Source organism: Cellulosimicrobium composti (assembly GCF_009711085.1).
GTDB classification, from domain to species: Bacteria; Actinomycetota; Actinomycetes; order Actinomycetales; family Cellulomonadaceae; genus Cellulosimicrobium; species Cellulosimicrobium composti.
This window is the reverse complement of record NZ_WMKA01000036.1, coordinates 1-16,386: the sequence shown is the minus strand read 5'-3', so window position 1 is coordinate 16,386 and position 16,386 is coordinate 1. Positions and strand designations below refer to the sequence as shown.

The 16,386-nt window shown below is 74.8% G+C and carries 14 protein-coding genes; 10 read left to right on the top strand and 4 right to left on the bottom strand.

All coding sequences use genetic code 11. From position 1 onward, the window contains the following. Positions 1-25: 25 nt before the first annotated feature. The 3 genes from GJV82_RS13940 to aspA are packed head-to-tail and all read left to right on the top strand — an operon-like array spanning position 26 to position 5,724. On the top strand, positions 26-2,554 hold the full coding sequence (locus GJV82_RS13940) for a beta-xylosidase/alpha-l-arabinosidase (RefSeq protein ID WP_404812988.1): 2,529 nt from the start codon (positions 26-28) through the stop codon (positions 2,552-2,554). Then, positions 2,551-4,143 (top strand): glycoside hydrolase family 43 protein, encoded by a 1,593-nt coding sequence (locus GJV82_RS13935; RefSeq protein WP_318657664.1) that lies wholly within the window; start codon positions 2,551-2,553, stop codon positions 4,141-4,143. Before GJV82_RS13940 ends, GJV82_RS13935 begins: the two co-directional genes overlap by 4 nt. Positions 4,144-4,191: 48 nt before the next feature. Then, the gene (gene aspA, locus GJV82_RS13930) at positions 4,192-5,724 is read left to right on the top strand and encodes an aspartate ammonia-lyase (protein WP_024841507.1); all 1,533 of its coding nucleotides are present in this window, start codon (positions 4,192-4,194) and stop codon (positions 5,722-5,724) included. A gap of 40 nt (positions 5,725-5,764) precedes the next feature. Here aspA and GJV82_RS13925 read toward each other — a convergent pair whose 3' ends face one another. Then, a complete protein-coding gene (locus GJV82_RS13925) occupies positions 5,765-6,319 on the bottom strand; it encodes a TetR/AcrR family transcriptional regulator (protein ID WP_024841506.1) in 555 nt (184 codons plus the stop codon). 62 nt (positions 6,320-6,381) lie between these two features. Here GJV82_RS13925 and GJV82_RS13920 point away from each other — a divergent pair, with 62 nt between their 5' ends. Then, on the top strand, positions 6,382-7,287 hold the full coding sequence (locus tag GJV82_RS13920) for an alpha/beta fold hydrolase (protein WP_115943312.1): 906 nt from the start codon (positions 6,382-6,384) through the stop codon (positions 7,285-7,287). 9 nt (positions 7,288-7,296) lie between these two features. Here GJV82_RS13920 and GJV82_RS13915 read toward each other — a convergent pair whose 3' ends face one another. After that, the gene (locus GJV82_RS13915; protein WP_318657663.1) at positions 7,297-8,553 is read right to left on the bottom strand and encodes an APC family permease; all 1,257 of its coding nucleotides are present in this window, start codon (positions 8,551-8,553) and stop codon (positions 7,297-7,299) included. Positions 8,554-8,960: 407 nt separating this feature from the next. Between GJV82_RS13915 and dnaK the strand changes: the two genes are divergently transcribed. From dnaK to GJV82_RS13895, 4 genes are all read left to right on the top strand, one after another. Then, on the top strand, positions 8,961-10,844 hold the full coding sequence (dnaK, locus tag GJV82_RS13910; RefSeq protein WP_115943310.1) for a molecular chaperone DnaK: 1,884 nt from the start codon (positions 8,961-8,963) through the stop codon (positions 10,842-10,844). Beyond that, complete coding sequence (grpE, locus tag GJV82_RS13905) at positions 10,841-11,500, top strand: nucleotide exchange factor GrpE (RefSeq protein ID WP_115943309.1); 660 nt, start codon at positions 10,841-10,843, stop codon at positions 11,498-11,500. The genes dnaK and grpE overlap by 4 nt, the downstream gene beginning before the upstream one ends. A 159-nt stretch (positions 11,501-11,659) precedes the next feature. Next, a complete protein-coding gene (locus GJV82_RS13900; RefSeq protein ID WP_024841501.1) occupies positions 11,660-12,652 on the top strand; it encodes a DnaJ C-terminal domain-containing protein in 993 nt (330 codons plus the stop codon). A gap of 14 nt (positions 12,653-12,666) precedes the next feature. Beyond that, positions 12,667-13,155 carry a heat shock protein transcriptional repressor HspR gene (locus GJV82_RS13895; protein WP_115943307.1) on the top strand — a complete coding sequence of 163 codons (489 nt, stop codon included), beginning with the start codon at positions 12,667-12,669 and terminating at the stop codon, positions 13,153-13,155. A 3-nt stretch (positions 13,156-13,158) separates the two neighbouring features. Here the strand turns inward: GJV82_RS13895 and GJV82_RS13890 are convergent, their stop codons facing one another. Then, positions 13,159-13,884, bottom strand: a complete 726-nt coding sequence (locus GJV82_RS13890; protein ID WP_155099640.1) for a phosphotransferase — start codon at positions 13,882-13,884, stop codon at positions 13,159-13,161. Between the two features lie 222 nt (positions 13,885-14,106). On the opposite strand from GJV82_RS13890, the gene GJV82_RS13885 reads away from it, so the two are divergent. Then, complete coding sequence (locus GJV82_RS13885; RefSeq protein WP_024841498.1) at positions 14,107-14,415, top strand: DUF1540 domain-containing protein; 309 nt, start codon at positions 14,107-14,109, stop codon at positions 14,413-14,415. Between the two features lie 104 nt (positions 14,416-14,519). Here the strand turns inward: GJV82_RS13885 and GJV82_RS13880 are convergent, their stop codons facing one another. Next, positions 14,520-15,263, bottom strand: coding sequence for a hypothetical protein (locus GJV82_RS13880; protein ID WP_034604942.1), 744 nt, complete (start codon positions 15,261-15,263; stop codon positions 14,520-14,522). A 230-nt stretch (positions 15,264-15,493) separates the two neighbouring features. Here GJV82_RS13880 and GJV82_RS13875 point away from each other — a divergent pair. Next, the coding region (locus tag GJV82_RS13875) for a sigma-70 family RNA polymerase sigma factor (RefSeq protein ID WP_196217255.1) at positions 15,494-16,386 on the top strand (893 nt) is incomplete at its 3' end.

Here is a 16,386-nt window from a genome sequence, read left to right as displayed (position 1 = left end):
CCACCCATCGAAGGAGAACGGTCCCGTGACCGACGTCGTCCCTGCCGTCCCGACGGCACCCACCGGCGCCCCCGAGGCGCGCGCGCCGCGCGTCGTCCCGCCGCAGCAGCCCACGGTCTCGGAGCGCGTGCGCGCGCTCCACGCCCGCATGACCCTCGAGGAGAAGCTCGCGCAGCTCGTCGGCTACTGGCTCGACCAGAACGGCACCGTCGCGCCGATGCAGTCGGAGATGACGGCGGGCCAGCAGGACGGCGGCAGGCTCGCCGAGATCACGCGGCACGGGATGGGGCACTACACGCGCGTCTACGGCACGCGGCCCGTGGACCCGGCGGAGCGCGCGGCGTGGCTGTGGGCGGAGCAGCGCCGGCTGCAGCGCGAGACGCGCCTCGGGATCCCCGCGATCGTGCACGAGGAGTGCCTCACCGGGCTCGCCGCGTGGCAGGCCGCGACGTACCCGACGCCGCTCGCGTGGGGCGCGTCGTTCGACCCGGAGCTCGTCGAGGAGATGGCGCGCGAGGTCGGGGAGTCGATGCGCGCGCTCGGCGTGCACCAGGGCCTCGCGCCCGTGCTCGACGTGGTGCGCGACCCGCGCTGGGGCCGCGTCGACGAGTGCGTCGGCGAGGACCCGTACCTCGTGGGGACGGTCGGCACCGCGTACGTGCGCGGCCTGCAGGACGCGGGCGTGCACGCGACGCTCAAGCACTTCGTCGCGTACTCCGGCTCGCACGCGGGCCGCAACCACGCGCCCGTGAGCGCAGGCCCGCGCGAGGTCGCGGACGTCTACCTCCCGCCGTTCGAGATGGCCGTGCGCGACGGCGGCGCCCGGTCGGTCATGGCGTCGTACGTCGACATCGACGGCATCCCGCTGCACGCGAGCGAGGAGTACCTCACCGAGGTGCTGCGCGAGCGGTGGGGCTTCGACGGCGTCGTCGTCGCGGACTACTTCGGCGTCGCGTTCCTCGAGGTGATGCAGCGTGTCGCGGCGGACCGCGGCGAGGCCGCCGCCCAGGCCCTGCAGGCCGGGCTCGACGTCGAGCTGCCCACGGGCGACGCGTACCTCGAGCCGCTCGCCGAGCGCGTGCGCTCGGGCGCGCTCGACGAGGCGTGGGTCGACCGCGCGGTGCTGCGCCTGCTCGGCCAGAAGGAGGAGCTCGGGCTGCTCGACCCGGACGCGTACGCCGACGAGCCGCCCGCGCGGATCGAGCTCGACACCCCGCGCCAGCGCGCCACGGCCCGCCGCCTGGCGCAGGAGTCGCTCGTGCTGCTCGCGAACGACGGCGTCCTCCCGCTCGTGCGGCCCCGCGCGGACGGCGCGGCGGGCGCCCCGCGGCGGATCGCCGTCGTCGGGCCCAACGCGGACTCGTCCGAGGCGCTCATGGGCTGCTACTCGTTCGTCAACCACGTGCTCGCGCACCACCCGGGCACCCCGGCGGGCATCGAGCTGCCCACGGTGCTGGAGTCGCTGCGCGACGCGCTCGCCGGCGCGGGCACCGAGGTCACGCACGCGGTCGGGTGCGCGGTCGACGGCGACGACGTCTTGGGCATCCCCGCGGCGGTCGACGCCGCGCGGGGCGCGGACGTCGCGGTCGTCGTCGTGGGCGACGAGGCGGGTCTGTTCGGCCGCGGCACCGTGGGCGAGGGCAACGACGTCGAGTCGCTCGAGCTCCCCGGGGTGCAGCGGCGCCTCGTCGAGGAGGTCGTCGCGACGGGCACGCCCGTGGTCCTCGTGCTCCTCACGGGCCGCCCGTACGCGATCGGCTGGGCGATCGAGGACGGCGCCGCGCCGGCCCGGCCCGCCGCCGTCCTGCAGGGCTTCTTCCCGGGCGAGGAGGGCGGCCGCGCGGTCGCGGACGTGCTCCTCGGCGCGGTCAACCCCTCGGGCCGCCTGCCCGTGACGCTCCCGCGCGCGGCCGGTGCGCAGCCGTACTCCTACCTGCAGCCGGTGCTCGGCGGTCCGTCCGACGTCACGTCGGCCGACCCGACGCCCGTGCGCCCGTTCGGGTTCGGCCTGTCGTACACGCGGTTCGCGTACGCGGACCTCGAGGTCGACGCGCGCGTGGCCGCGGGCGGGACGTTCGCCGCGGCGGTCACCGTGACGAACACGGGCGACGTCGCGGGGACGGACGTCGTGCAGCTCTACGCGCGCGACGTCGCCGGCTCCGTGCCGCGGCCCGTCGCCCAGCTCCTCGGGTACGCGCGCGTCGAGCTCGCCCCGGGCGAGTCGCGGCGCGTGACGTTCCGCGTCCCGACGACGCGCCTCGCGTTCACCGACCGTCGCCTCGTGCGCGTGGTCGAGCCGGGCGACGTGCAGGTCTGGGTCGGCGCGCACGCGGGCGCGGTGGACGCCGCGCCCGCCACGGACGACCTCGGGTCGACGACGGGCGGCGCGATCGTCAACGAGTCCGCGCCCGCGCAGCGCCGGGTCGTTCCCGGCGCGGCGACGCCGCGCGCGACGCTCGCCGTCACGGGGCCCGTGCACGAGGTGGGCGCCGCGGACGAGCGGATCGTCGCCGTCGAGGTCTCCGCGCTCGCCGACGCGGGGGAGCGCGCGTGACGCGGGTCGAGAACCCGGTCCTGCCGGGCTGCTTCCCCGACCCGTCGATCTGCCGCGTGGGCGACGACTTCTACCTCGTCACCTCCACGTTCGAGTACCTGCCGGGGCTGCCGGTGCTGCGCAGCCGCGACCTCGCGACGTGGGAGCACGTGGGCGACGTCGTCGACCGGTCGGGGCAGCTCGACTACGACGGCATCCGGTCGTCGGGCGGGCTGTTCGCCCCGACGCTGCGCCACCACGACGGCACGTTCTGGCTCGTGTGCACGCTCGTGGACCCGGACGACGACGCGCGCGGCGGCAACTTCGTCATGACGGCGACGGACCCGGCCGGCCCGTGGTCCGACCCGGTGTGGCTGCGCGACGAGGACGGGGCGCGCGTCGCGGGGATCGACCCGTCGATCTTCTTCGACGACGACGGCCGCGTGTGGCTGCACGGCACGCGCCTCGCGCCCGAGCCGGAGTGGTTCCACCAGACCGAGGTGTGGGTGCGCGAGCTCGACCCCGCGACGTGCACGCTCGTCGGTCCGGAGCACGTCGTGTGGACGGGGGCCGTGCGCGGCGCCGTGTGGGCCGAGGGCCCGCACCTGTACAAGGTCGACGGCACGTACTACCTGCTCGCGGCCGAGGGCGGCACGGACTTCCACCACGCGGTGTCGGTCGCGCGCGCGTCGTCCGTGACCGGGCCGTACGAGGGGAACAAGGCCAACCCCGTGCTCACGCACCGCCACCTCGGGCGCGGCGTGGACGTCGTCGGCGTGGGTCACGCCGACCTCGTCGAGGCACCCGACGGGTCGTGGTGGGCCGTGCTGCTCGCCATGCGGACCTACGGCGGCTACCACTACCCGCTCGGCCGCGAGACGTTCCTCGTGCCCGTGGCGTGGGAGGACGGCTGGCCGGTCCTCGCCCCCGGGGAGGGCCGCGTGCCCGACGCCGTCGAGGTCCCGTTCGCGGCCGCGGCGCCCCGGACGGCGGTCCAGGGCGGGGCGAGCGGCGTCGTGGGCCCGGACGACCCGCGGTGGACCGGCGTGCGCGCCCTGCCGCGCGACGTCGCGACGCCCGCCGGCGAGGGCTGGGACCTCGCGGTGCGCCCGACGACGCTCGCCGAGCCGGGCGCGCCCGCGTTCCTCGGGGTGCGCCAGCAGCACCGCGACGTCGACGTGACCGTCACGCTGCGCGTGCCGCAGGTCGAGGGGGAGCGGGCGGGCGTCGTCGTGCGGCAGTCCGAGGACGACCACGTGCGGCTCCTCGTCGACGGCGGCCCGGGCGGGTCGCGGCGCGTCGTCGCCGTGCACCGCCGCGGCGGCTCCGACGAGGTCGTCGGCACGGCGACGCTCGACGCGGCGCCCGGGGACCCGGTGACGCTCGGGCTGCGCGTGCGCGGCCAGGAGTACGCCCTCGTCGCCGGTCCGGCGGGCGGCGAGCCCGGCGGCCCGGTCGGCACGCTCGCGACCGTGGACGGCCGCGCGCTCGACAGCGCCGCCGCGGGCGGGTTCCTCGGGCTGTGGCTCGGCGTGCACGCCACGAGCGAGGGGCGCCCGACGACGTCCGTCGTGCGCGTGGACCGGTTCGCCTACGAGCCGGTGGGCTGACCCGCCCTCCGCGCGTGCGGGCCCGACGGACGGGGATACCGTCGGGGCATGTCGAGCGAACGGACGCGGACCGAGGTGGATCTCCTGGGGTCGAAGGAGGTCCCCGCGGACGCCTACTACGGCATCCACACGGTTCGCGCCGTCGAGAACTTCCGCATCTCCGGGACGACGATCAGCGACGTCCCGGAGATGGTCCGCGGGATGGTCATGGTCAAGAAGGCGTCCGCGCTGGCGAACCGCGAGCTGCGCACGATCCAGCGCGACGTCGCCGACGCCATCGTCGCCGCGTGCGACGAGATCCTCGTGCACGGCCGGTGCCTCGACCAGTTCCCCGTGGACGTGTTCCAGGGCGGCGCGGGCACGAGCGTCAACATGAACACCAACGAGGTCGTCGCCAACCTCGCGCTCGAGCTCGCGGGCTTCGCCAAGGGCCGCTACGACGTCATCAACCCGAACGACCACGTCAACCGCTCGCAGTCGACCAACGACGCCTATCCGACGGGGCTGCGCCTCGCGGTGCACGAGCTCGTGGGCCGCCTCCAGGACGAGGTGCGGCGCCTGGAGCGCGCGTTCGACGAGAAGGCGTCCGAGTTCGCGGACGTGCTGAAGATGGGCCGCACACAGCTCCAGGACGCCGTGCCCATGAGCCTCGGCCAGGAGTTCGCGGGCTTCGCCGTGAACGTCGGCGAGGAGGACCGCCGCCTCCAGGTCGCGAGCGACCTCCTGCTCGAGGTCAACCTCGGCGCGACCGCGATCGGCACCGGCCTCAACACCCCGCCCGGCTACCCCAAGGTCGCGACCCGCCGCCTCGCCGAGGTGAGCGGCCTGCCGACCGTGCCGGCGGAGAACCTCGTCGAGGCGACGTACGACAACGGGGCATACCTCGCGGTGCACTCGGCGCTCAAGCGCCTCGCCGCGAAGCTGTCCAAGATCTGCAACGACCTGCGCCTGCTCTCGTCCGGCCCGCGCGCGGGGCTCGGCGAGATCAACCTTCCCGAGCTCCAGGCCGGGTCGTCGATCATGCCCGCCAAGGTCAACCCCGTGATCCCCGAGGTCGTCAACCAGGTGTGCTTCAAGGTCATGGGCAACGACGTGACCATCACCCACGCCGCCGAGGCAGGGCAGCTCCAGCTCAACGTCATGGAGCCGGTGCTCGCGCAGGCCATGTTCGAGTCCCTGCACCTGCTCACGCAGGCGTGCGTCGCGCTGCGCACCACGTGCGTCACCGGCATCACCGCGAACGTCGAGGTGTGCCGCCGGCACGTGCTCGACTCGATCGGGATCGTCACCTACCTCAACGAGATCATCGGCCACCGCAACGGCGACCTCGTGGGCGCGGAGGCGGCCCGGACCGGGAAGTCGGTGCGCGACGTCGTCGTCGCGCGCGGCCTGCTCACGGCCGAGGAGGTCGACGCCGTGCTGACGACCGAGAACTTCCTGCGCCCCCGCTACACCGGCCGCTACTACGACCCCGACGAGCGCGGCCTGCCGCCGCGCGGCGAGGAGGGCGAGTCCTCGCGCGTCGTCGAGTCGGACGACGCGACGGGCGCGCCGTCCGACCCGGAGCCCGAGGAGGACTGACCGCCGTCGGCTCCGCCCACGACCCCGCCCAGGACCGTGCTCACGACCGCGCGAGGTCGTGCACCGCGCGCTCGATCGCGGGGCGCAGGTCGAGACCGGGGTCGACGGTGAGGCGGTGCAGGAGCAGCCCGTCGCACAGCGCCATGAGGGCGCGGGTCGCCGGCACGGGGTCGGGGATGCCGGCGTCGGCGACGATCCGCTCGGTCCAGCGCTCGAACGCGCGGCGCTGCTGCCGCAGGGGCGCGCCGAGCTCGGCGTCGTCCGCGAGCTCGAGGAAGAGCGCGTAGCGCGCCCGGGTGCGCGTGGCGAACGGCCCCGCCTGCGCCTCGGTCATGGCGCACAGGCCGTCGACCAGCGCGTCGACGCCGGTCATCTCCGGCATCGACCCCGGGTCGAAGTCGGCTCGCTCGCGCTCGGCGATCCAGTCGCCGACCCCGGCGAGCAGGGCGCGGCGCGTGCGGAACCAGTTCGACGTCGACCCCGGCGGGAGGCCGGCGCGCCGGTCGACCCGGGCGTGGCTCAGCGCGCGCACGCCGTCCCTGCCGAGCACCTCCACCGCCGCGTCGAGCGCTCGCTCCCGTGTGGCCGCGGCCATGGACACCCCTTCCCGCCAGTTCTACTATGAACATAGTAGTCCGGTCGCACGAAGGAGTCGCCATGACTACGCCGCAGCCCACCACCCGCCCCGGCCACGTCGAGGGCTGGTCGCCCCCGCTTCCCGACGCCCCCGGCTTCGCCCACGACCTCGTCGAGACGCCCGGCCTGCGTACCCACGTCGCGAGCATCGGCACGGGGGACCCCGTCGTCATGCTGCACGGGTTCCCCGAGCACTGGTGGCAGTGGCACGAGGTCGCGCCCGCCGTCGCGGCCGCCGGCTACCGCGTCCTGTGCCCGGACCTGCGGGGTGCGGGCTGGACCACGGCCGACGACCCGCGGATCGACCGCGAGACCCGCCTGCACGACCTGCTCGCCCTCCTCGACGCGCTCGGCGTCGAGCGTGCCCACCTCGTGTCCCACGACATGGGCGTCATCACCGCGATGCAGCTCACCTACGACCACCCCGAGCGTGTGCGCACCGCCGTACAGCTCTCCGTACCGCCCGGGTTCTTCCGGTTCACCCCGCGGCTCGCCCCGGCGTTCGAGCACCTGCCGCCCCTGATCTGGCACCGCCGGGGAGCGTCGCTGCGCGGGATCTTCTCGCCCCGGTACGCGGCCCGCCCGATGTCGCGCGAGACCGTCGAGGCCCACCTCGCGCCGTTCGCCCGGACCGAGGTCGACGCCGCGGTGCGACCGCTCACGCGCCGCATGGTCGTGGCCGAGGCACTTCGCATGATGCGCGGCGCCTACCGCACGCGGCGGCTCACCGTCCCGACCCTCGTCGTCTACGGCCGCCGGGACCTGCCCACGACCGAGGAGCTCATGCACCGCATCTGCCCCGACCCGGACCGCTACGCCGACCGCCTCGAGCTCGCGTGGGTCGACGACGCCGCGCACTTCATCACCGACGACGCCCCCGCGGAGGTCGCCGCGCTCACGGTGGACTGGTTCCGGCGCGCCGCGTGACGTGCGCGGTCAGGACCGGACGCGGACGGCCCGCAGCGCGACGCCGACGGCGAGCACGACCGCGCCCGCCACGACGCTCGCGAGCGGGAGCGTCACGACGAGCGCGACGCAGCCGACGGCGCCCAGCGCCTGCAGCGCGCGGGGGTACCGGCGGTGCGGGGCGCTCTGGCGCAGCGCCGAGAGGTTCGCCACGAGGTAGTAGACGAGCACGCCGAACGACGAGAACCCGATCGCGCCGCGCAGGTCCGTCGTGAGCACGAGCACGACCACGACCGCCCCGACGGCGAGCTCGGCGCGGTGCGGCACCCGGTGCACGGGGTGCACCGCCGCGAGCCACGCGGGCAGGTCGCCCGTGCGGGCCATCGCGAGCCCGGTGCGGCTCACCCCCGCGAGGAGCGCGAGGAGCGCGCCGGCGCTCGCGGCCACCGCGCCGACGCTCACGACCGGCCCGGCCCACGTCCACGACCCGGCGGCGACGGCGTCGGCGAGCGGTGCGGCGGACGCGGCGAGCCGCGCGGGCCCGAGCACGGCGAGGAGCGTGACCGCCACGACGGCGTAGAGCACGACGACCGTCCCGAGCGAGAGCACGACCGCGCGCGGGATGGTGCGGCGCGGGTCGCGCACCTCCTCACCGAGCGTCGCGACGCGCGCGTACCCCGCGAACGCGAAGAACAGCAGCCCGGCGGCCTGGAGGACGCCGTACCAGCCGCCGTGCGCGCCGTCCGGGTCGAGCGCCGCGGACCACCGCGGCGCGGTCCCCGCGAGGCTCGCGACGACGGCCGTCGCGATCGCCACGAGCGCGACGGCGACGATCCCGCGCGCCAGGCGGGCCGTGCGGGTCACGCCGCGGTACCCCACGGCCGTGAGCAGCACGACCGCCGCCGCGGCGACGGGCCGCTCCCACCCGGGCGGGGCCGCGTAGGCGGCGAGCACGAGCGCCATCGCCGCGCAGCTCGCCGTCTTGCCGACGACGAACCCCCACCCGGCGAGGTAGCCCCACCAGGGCCCGAGGTGCTCGCGCCCGTAGACGTACGTGCCGCCCGACGTCGGGTGCTGCGCCGCGAGCTGCGCCGACGACGTCGCGTTCGCGTACGCGACGACGGCCGCGACGGCGAGCCCGACGAGGAGGCCGGTGCCCGCGGCCGCGGCGGCGGGTGCGAACGCGGAGAACACGCCTGCCCCGACCATCGACGCGAGCCCGACGACCACGGCGTCGGTCGTGCCGAGCCGGCGCGCGAGGGAGGGCTGGTCCGCGGTGGAGGTCACCCGCACAGCGTGCCAGCACCAGCGGCGACGGGTGCGCCCGGGGCGTGCGCGGTCGGTGCCCGGTGGCGAGCGACGCGGGGCGGTTCCTATCGTGGGGGGCGGCCGAGGCGCCGCAGGGGGCACCGGCTCGTGAAGCAGTCCGCGGCCGGTGCACCTCTCAGGCACCGACCCGGACTCCCGGCCCCCTGCGACGACGCCTCCCGCCCCTCCGCCGCGTCCCCGTGACCGCACCCGACGTCGGGAATAGTTCGCCCTCGGCGAAGGTTGAGCCATACAGACTCAAGTTCGGTCCGGCGGGGTTGCGCGAGCGCCGACCCCGCGCCTACCTTGAGTGCAGCAGACTCAACCCGGAGTGCCCGGGCGCGCGTGCGCCGTCGGGCACCCACAGCACAACGGAGGCAGCACACATGGCACGAGCAGTCGGGATCGACCTCGGCACCACCAACTCGGTGGTCGCCGTCCTCGAGGGCGGAGAGCCCACCGTCATCGCGAACGCCGAGGGGTCGCGCACGACGCCGTCGGTGGTCGCCTTCTCCAAGACCGGCGAGGTCCTCGTCGGCGAGGTCGCCAAGCGCCAGGCGGTCACCAACGTCGACCGCACCATCAGCTCGGTGAAGCGCCACATGGGCACCGACTGGTCCGTCGAGATCGACGACAAGAAGTACACCGCGCAGGAGATCTCCGCGCGCATCCTCGGCAAGCTGAAGCGCGACGCCGAGGAGTACCTGGGCGAGCCCGTCACCGACGCGGTCATCACCGTCCCGGCGTACTTCAACGACGCCGAGCGTCAGGCGACCAAGGACGCCGGGCAGATCGCGGGCCTCAACGTGACCCGCATCGTCAACGAGCCCACCGCGGCCGCGCTCGCGTACGGCCTCGAGAAGGGCAAGGAGGACGAGCTCATCCTCGTCTTCGACCTGGGCGGCGGCACGTTCGACGTCTCGCTCCTCGAGGTCGGCAAGGACGACGACGACTTCTCCACGATCCAGGTCCGCGCGACCTCGGGCGACAACCGCCTCGGCGGCGACGACTGGGACAACCGCATCGTCGAGCACCTCATCAAGCAGGTGAAGAACAGCTCGGGCGTCGACCTGTCCAAGGACAAGATCGCGCTCCAGCGTCTGCGCGAGGCCGCCGAGCAGGCGAAGAAGGAGCTCTCGTCCGCGACGAGCACCACCATCTCGATGCAGTACCTCTCGATGAGCGAGAACGGCCCCATCCACCTGGACGAGAAGCTCACGCGCGCCCAGTTCCAGCAGATGACGCAGGACCTGCTCGACCGGACGAAGGCCCCGTTCCACAAGGTCATCTCCGACGCGGGCGTCTCCGTCTCCGACATCGACCACGTCGTGCTCGTGGGTGGCTCCACCCGCATGCCGGCCGTGACCGACGTCGTCAAGGAGCTCACGGGCGGCAAGGAGCCGAACAAGGGCGTCAACCCGGACGAGGTCGTCGCCGTCGGCGCCGCGCTCCAGGCCGGCGTCATCTCCGGTGACCGCAAGGACGTCCTGCTCATCGACGTGACCCCGCTGTCCCTCGGCATCGAGACCAAGGGCGGCGTGATGACCAAGCTCATCGAGCGCAACACGGCCATCCCGACCAAGCGCAGCGAGATCTTCTCGACGGCCGAGGACAACCAGCCGTCCGTGCTCATCCAGGTGTTCCAGGGCGAGCGCGAGTTCGCGCGTGACAACAAGCCGCTCGGCACGTTCGAGCTCACCGGCATCGCGCCGGCCCCGCGCGGCGTGCCGCAGATCGAGGTCACCTTCGACATCGACGCGAACGGCATCGTCCACGTCGGCGCCAAGGACCGCGGCACCGGCAAGGAGCAGAAGATGACCATCACGGGTGGCTCGGCGCTGCCCAAGGAGGACATCGACCGCATGGTCAAGGAGGCCGAGGAGCACGCGGCCGAGGACAAGAAGCGTCGCGAGGAGGCGGAGACCCGCAACCAGGCCGAGGCGTTCGTGTACTCGACGGAGAAGCTCGTCTCCGAGAACAAGGAGAAGCTCCCGGCCGACGTCGTCACCGAGGTCGAGGCCGACATCGCGTCGGTGAAGTCCGCGCTCGAGGGCGAGGACGCCGCCGCGGTGAAGACCGCGCACGAGAAGCTCGTCGCGTCCTCGCAGAAGATCGGCCAGGCGCTCTACGCGTCGGCCGAGCAGGAGCAGGCCGCCGGCAATCCCGGTGCTGCTGCTGACGACGCGTCCGCCGCGGCGGGCGCCTCGTCCGCCCCGGACGAGGACGTCGTCGACGCCGAGATCGTGGACGACGAGGACGACAAGAAGTGACGTCGGACGACGCACGGGGCCCCGAGGAGCAGGCCGGGCGCGAGCCCGGTCAGGGCCCCGAGGACAAGCCCTTCCACTTCACCGACAAGCGCAAGGTCGACCCGGAGACGGCGCAGCCCCGCCCCGCGGGCGAGGCCGCGCCGTCCGAGGGGGCCGGCGACGGCGCGGAGACGGACCCGCTCGCGGGTCTCGACTTCGAGCCGTCCGGCGAGGCCGAGGTCGACGCCGAGGTCCTCGCCGCGAAGGCGGAGGCCGCGGAGCACCTCGAGGCGCTCCAGCGCGAGCGCGCGAGCTTCACGAACTACCGCAACCGCTCGCTGCGCGACCAGGAGGCCGCGCGGGCGCGGGGCGTGGAGGACGTGCTCACCGCGCTCCTGCCGGTGCTCGACGACATCGACCGCGCGCGCCAGCACGGTGAGCTGACGGGCCCGTTCGCCGCCATCGCGGAGAAGCTCGACGCGAGCCTGGAGAAGTTCGGCATCGAGCGGTACGGGAAGGTCGGCGAGGAGTTCGACCCGACCGTCCACGAGGCGCTCATGCACCAGGCCGACCCCGAGGCCACCGCCACCACGGTGAACCTCGTCATCGAGCCCGGCTACCGCATCGGCGAGCGCGTCGTGCGCGCCGCGCGCGTCTCGGTCGTCGGACCCGAGTAGCACCGACCCCACCGTGCCCGACGGCGCGGGCGCACCTCCCGCGCGGAGGTGCGCTCCGCCGTCGGGCACGCGAGGATCACCAGCAGCACCGCGCCCGGCGACCGGGCGCGGACGACGAGAAGGAACCAGGACCACGACCACCGACAGGAGGGAGGCGCCGTGACCGGACAGGACTGGATGGAGAAGGACTTCTACGCCGCGCTCGGCGTCTCCAAGGACGCCGACGACGCCGCGATCAAGAAGGCCTACCGCAAGCTCGCCCGCCAGTACCACCCCGACCAGAACCCCGGGGACGCGACGGCCGAGGCGAAGTTCAAGGAGATCGGCGAGGCGTACGCCGTGCTCTCCGACCCCAAGGAGCGCGAGCAGTACGACGCGATCCGCGCGATGGCCGGCGGCGCACGCTTCTCCGCCGGCCCCGGCGGGGCCCAGGGCGCGGGCGGCTTCGAGGACCTGTTCGGCGGCATGTTCGGCGGCGCCGCACCGGGCGGCGCCCGGGTGCGCTACTCCACCGGCGGCCAGGGCGGCGCCGGAGGCTTCGAGGACATCCTCGGGTCGATGTTCGGCGGCGCGGGCGCCCAGCAGTTCGGCGGCCCGCGCCCGCGCGCCGGAGCCGACGTCGCCGCCGCCACGACGCTCCCGTTCCGCCAGGCGGTCGAGGGCTCCACGGTCACGTTCACCGTCGACGGGCGTGCCGTCACCACGCGCATCCCGCCGGGCGTGCGCGACGGCCAGAAGATCCGGCTGCGCGGCAAGGGCCGCCCCGGCACGGCCGGCGGACCCGACGGCGACCTCGTCGTCACCGTGCACGTCACCCCGCACCCCGTGTTCTCGCTCGACGGCACCAACCTGCGCGTGACCGTCCCCGTGACGTTCGCCGAGGCCGCGCTCGGCGCGACCATCGCCGTGCCGACGCTCGACGGCTCGACCGTGAAGGTCAAGGTGCCGGCCGGCACGCCGTCGGGCCGCACGCTGCGCGTCAAGGGCCGCGGCGTGCGGACCGCGAAGGGGACGGGCGACCTGCTCGTCACCGTCCAGGTCGCCGTGCCGCAGAAGCTCTCGCGCGCGGCGCGCGAGGCCGTCGAGACCTTCGCCGCCGAGACGGACGGCGAGGACGTGCGCGCCGACCTGGTCCGCCAGGCGGCGGAATGAGGAGGCGGTCGACCATGACCGCACAGGGCGCGGTGCCGGGCCGGGACGACGTCGACCAGGACGCCCCCGTGCTCGTCATCTCCCAGGCGGCGGCGCTCGCGGGCATGCACCCGCAGACGCTGCGCCAGTACGACCGGCTCGGCCTCGTGGTGCCGCGCCGCACGGCGGGGCGCGGCCGCCGATACTCGCTCCGCGACGTCGCGAAGCTCCTCGAGGTGCAGCGCCTCAGCCACGACGAGGGCATCAACCTCGCGGGCATCCAGCGGATCCTCGCCCTCGAGGCGCAGGTCGAGCGGCTCGAGCGGCGCATCGAGGCGCTGTCCGCGCGCGTCGAGCCCGGCGGCCGCGTGTTCGCCGCGGCGGCGAGCGGCGACGTCGTCGTGGTGCCGCGCGGGCGCAGCGTGCGCCGCGGCGTCGAGGAGGCGCTGCGCGAGACGCTCGTCGAGCACGGTGAGGCGCGCGCCCTCGTCATCTGGCGCCCGCGGCCCGACGCCGACGACTGACCCTCAGCTGCGGCGCGCCTCGCGCGCGACGAGCGCGGCCGCGGCCGGGACGAGCGCGGACTCCGCCGGGTCGAGGCCCGGGTCGGCGGCACGGACCCGCGCGGCCGTGTCGAGGTGGCTCCCGAGCACCGGGTCGGCGAGGTGCAGGAACGCGTCGAGGAGGACGCGCGCTCCCGGCGCGAGCTCGTCGTCCTCGTCCACGGCGACCTCCGCGACGATCACCGCGGTGACCGCGAGGTCGAGCCCGGCCGGCCCGAGCCAGGCGCTCGTCCAGTCGAGGACGACCGGCCCGTCGGCCGTCAGCACGACGTTCGCGGGGTGCAGGGCCAGGTGCAGCACGCACGGCGGCCCGTCGGACGCCGCGTCGAGCGCGACGGGCGACGGCGCGGTGAGCGCCGCGTGCGCCGCCCCGCCCGGGGTCGGCGCGGGGAGCGCGTGGAGGGCGTCGTGCAGCGCGACGAGCGTCCGGGCCGCGCCCGCGAGGGACGTCCGCCCGCCGAGGAGCGACTGCAGGAGCGTGGGCCCGCGCACGAGCTCCATGGTGAGGTCGCCGTCACGCGCGGCGTCCACGCGGGGTGCGGGGAAGCCCGCCTCGCGCACGTGCCGCATGACGGCGGCGACGCCCGCGGCGTCGGCGCCCGAGCGAGACCGGCGCAGGACGCGGTCGGCGCCGACGGCGTAGAGGTCGGCGTCGGCGCCCGAGAACAGCGGCGCGCCCGAGGTGGCCATCCTCCGACGCTACGCCTCCGGGGCGTCCCTGACGAGACCGCGCCGCCGAGCGCGGTGTTCCCGCAGGTCAGGGAATTGTGAAAGATTCTCGTGCGCTAATGGCGGCGCATTCCTGCATTTCTTAGCAAGGCCTCACTTCCTATGCAGGGCGCATTTGGCGGGAATACCGTGGGAGCAGAAGCCCGCCGCACCGACGGGTCCTCGTCTGAGAAGGAGATCGCGATGAGCAGCCTCACGGAGATGCCGCAGGTCGTCGAGTGTTCCATCGACGGCTGCGGCTACAACCACGACCACGGGTGCCACGCGGGCGCCGTGACGATCGCCGGTCACGCGGGCGACGCCGAGTGCGCGACCTTCATCCCGCTCGGCACGAAGGGCGGCCTGGAGAAGGTCCTCGCGCACGTCGGCGCGTGCCAGCGCACGGACTGCGTGCACAACGCCGCTCTCGAGTGCTCGGCGCCCTCCATCCGCGTCGGTGCGGGAGCCACGGGCGAGGACCGCGCCGACTGCCTGACCTACACCCCGCGCTGACGCGCGGTACGACCGTGCACGAGGCGGCCGGCTCCCGCCGGCCGTGGACGCCGCCCGACGCCCCGGCCCACGCGCTCGCCCGCGTGGGGCGGGGCGCGGTCGTGTCAGCGCTGCAGGGTGCCGAGGAGCTCGACCGCGGCGGTGTGGGTCCCGGGCAGGGGCTCGAGCCAGATGCGCGGCGGTCGGCGCAGGATCGCCGTGACGCCGAGGGAGAGCCCGGTGCGCTCGATGCTGTGCCGGAGCGCGCTGCGCAGCTCGTGGTCGTCCACCCCGCGCTCGCCGAGCACGACGAACAGGCCGTCGCCGAGCGACGCCATCGGGTGCCCGTCGCCGAACGTGTGGGTGAGGGCGCGCCCCATCGCGGCGGACCGGGCGAAGCGCTGCCAGCCCGTGAGGTCGTCGAGCGCGACGTCGACGACGAGCAGGCCGTGGGTGTGCGTCGCGGCGACGCCGGTGCGCGCGGCGACGCCGTACGTCTCGCGGAGCCGGTGCACCAGGTACTGCGTCGTCGCGAGGCCCGACTCGGGGTCGAGGACCTCCGGGGTCACCGGGGTCGCCTCGTAGCCCTCGGACCAGCCGACGGCGACGGCGCGCAGCAGCTCGACGCCCGGCTCGCGGTCGCGCACGCGGAACAGGCACACGACGTCGTCGATGGCCTCGCCGATCCCGACGCCGGCCTCGGCGCGCACGCGCCCGAGCCGCTCGGCGGCGGGCACCGTGTCCCGCTCCTCGCACAGCGCCTCGACGAGCGCGTCGACGGCAGGGTGGTACCAGTCGCCCGGCCGCAGCCAGACGCTCTCGGCGCTCGCCCGACGCCAGTGCTCGCGCACGGTGTCGGGTGCGGGCACGGCAAACCCGTGGAGATGGTCCATGTAGATGAGACGGGCGGGCGGGCCATCCATGACGCGGGTCCACGAGGAAGTTTCCGAGACTGCTCGTCCCGGGTGAAAAAGGGCGAAAACGGAGGACTCCGGCCGTTACCGTTCTGTCGCCGGGAGGCCAGTGCCCTCCTGTTGGACAGCCGTCTACTATGGCCACCGTACGCCTCGGTTCGGGGCGGGTCTCCGGGGCGGGTGACATGACGCAGGCGCAGGAACAGGTGTGGAGCGAGGCGTTCAGCGACGCCGAGCTCATCACCGCCGTGCGCGAGGGCGACACGAGCGCCTACGGCGTCCTCTACGAGCGGCACGCAGCCGCGGCCCGCACCGTCGTCCGCCAGTACGTCCGATCCACCGCCGACGCCGACGACGTGGTCTCCGACGCGTTCGCCCGCACGCTGTCCGTGCTGCGCGGCGGCGGCGGTCCCGACGTCACGTTCCGCGCGTACCTCTTCACCGTCGTGCGCCGGCTGTCCTACGACCTCGTGAACGGCGCGCGGCGCACCCAGCCGACGGACGACGAGCGCACCTTCGAGACGGCGTTCGGCCCCATGGCGTCCACCGAGGACCCGACGCTCGAGGGCTTCGAGCGCTCCACGGTCGCGCGCGCGTACCTCGACCTGCCCGAGCGGTGGCGCGCCGTCCTCTGGTACACCGAGGTCGAGAACCTCTCCCCGGCCGAGATCGCGCCGATCCTCGGCCTCACCGCGAACGGCGTCTCCGCGCTCGCGTACCGCGCGCGCGAGGGGCTGCGCCAGGCCTACCTCCAGCAGCACCTCACGTCCGTGCCCGCGGAGGAGTGCCGCACCGTCAACGCGCTCCTCGGCTCGTTCGTGCGCGGCGGGCTCGCGAAGCGCGAGACGGCGCGCGTCGAGGCGCACCTCGACGGCTGCGGCGACTGCCGCGCGCTCGTGCTCGAGCTCGGGGACGTGTCCCACGGCATGCGGTCCGTCATCGCCCCGCTCGTCCTCGGCGTCGGCGCCCTCGGGCTGGTCGGCACCGCGCTCCCGACCGCGGGCGGCGCGGCCGTCGCGGGCGGCGTCGGCGCGGCCCTGCAGGGCGCGTCGAGCGCCGGCGGGTCCAGCGGCGGCGC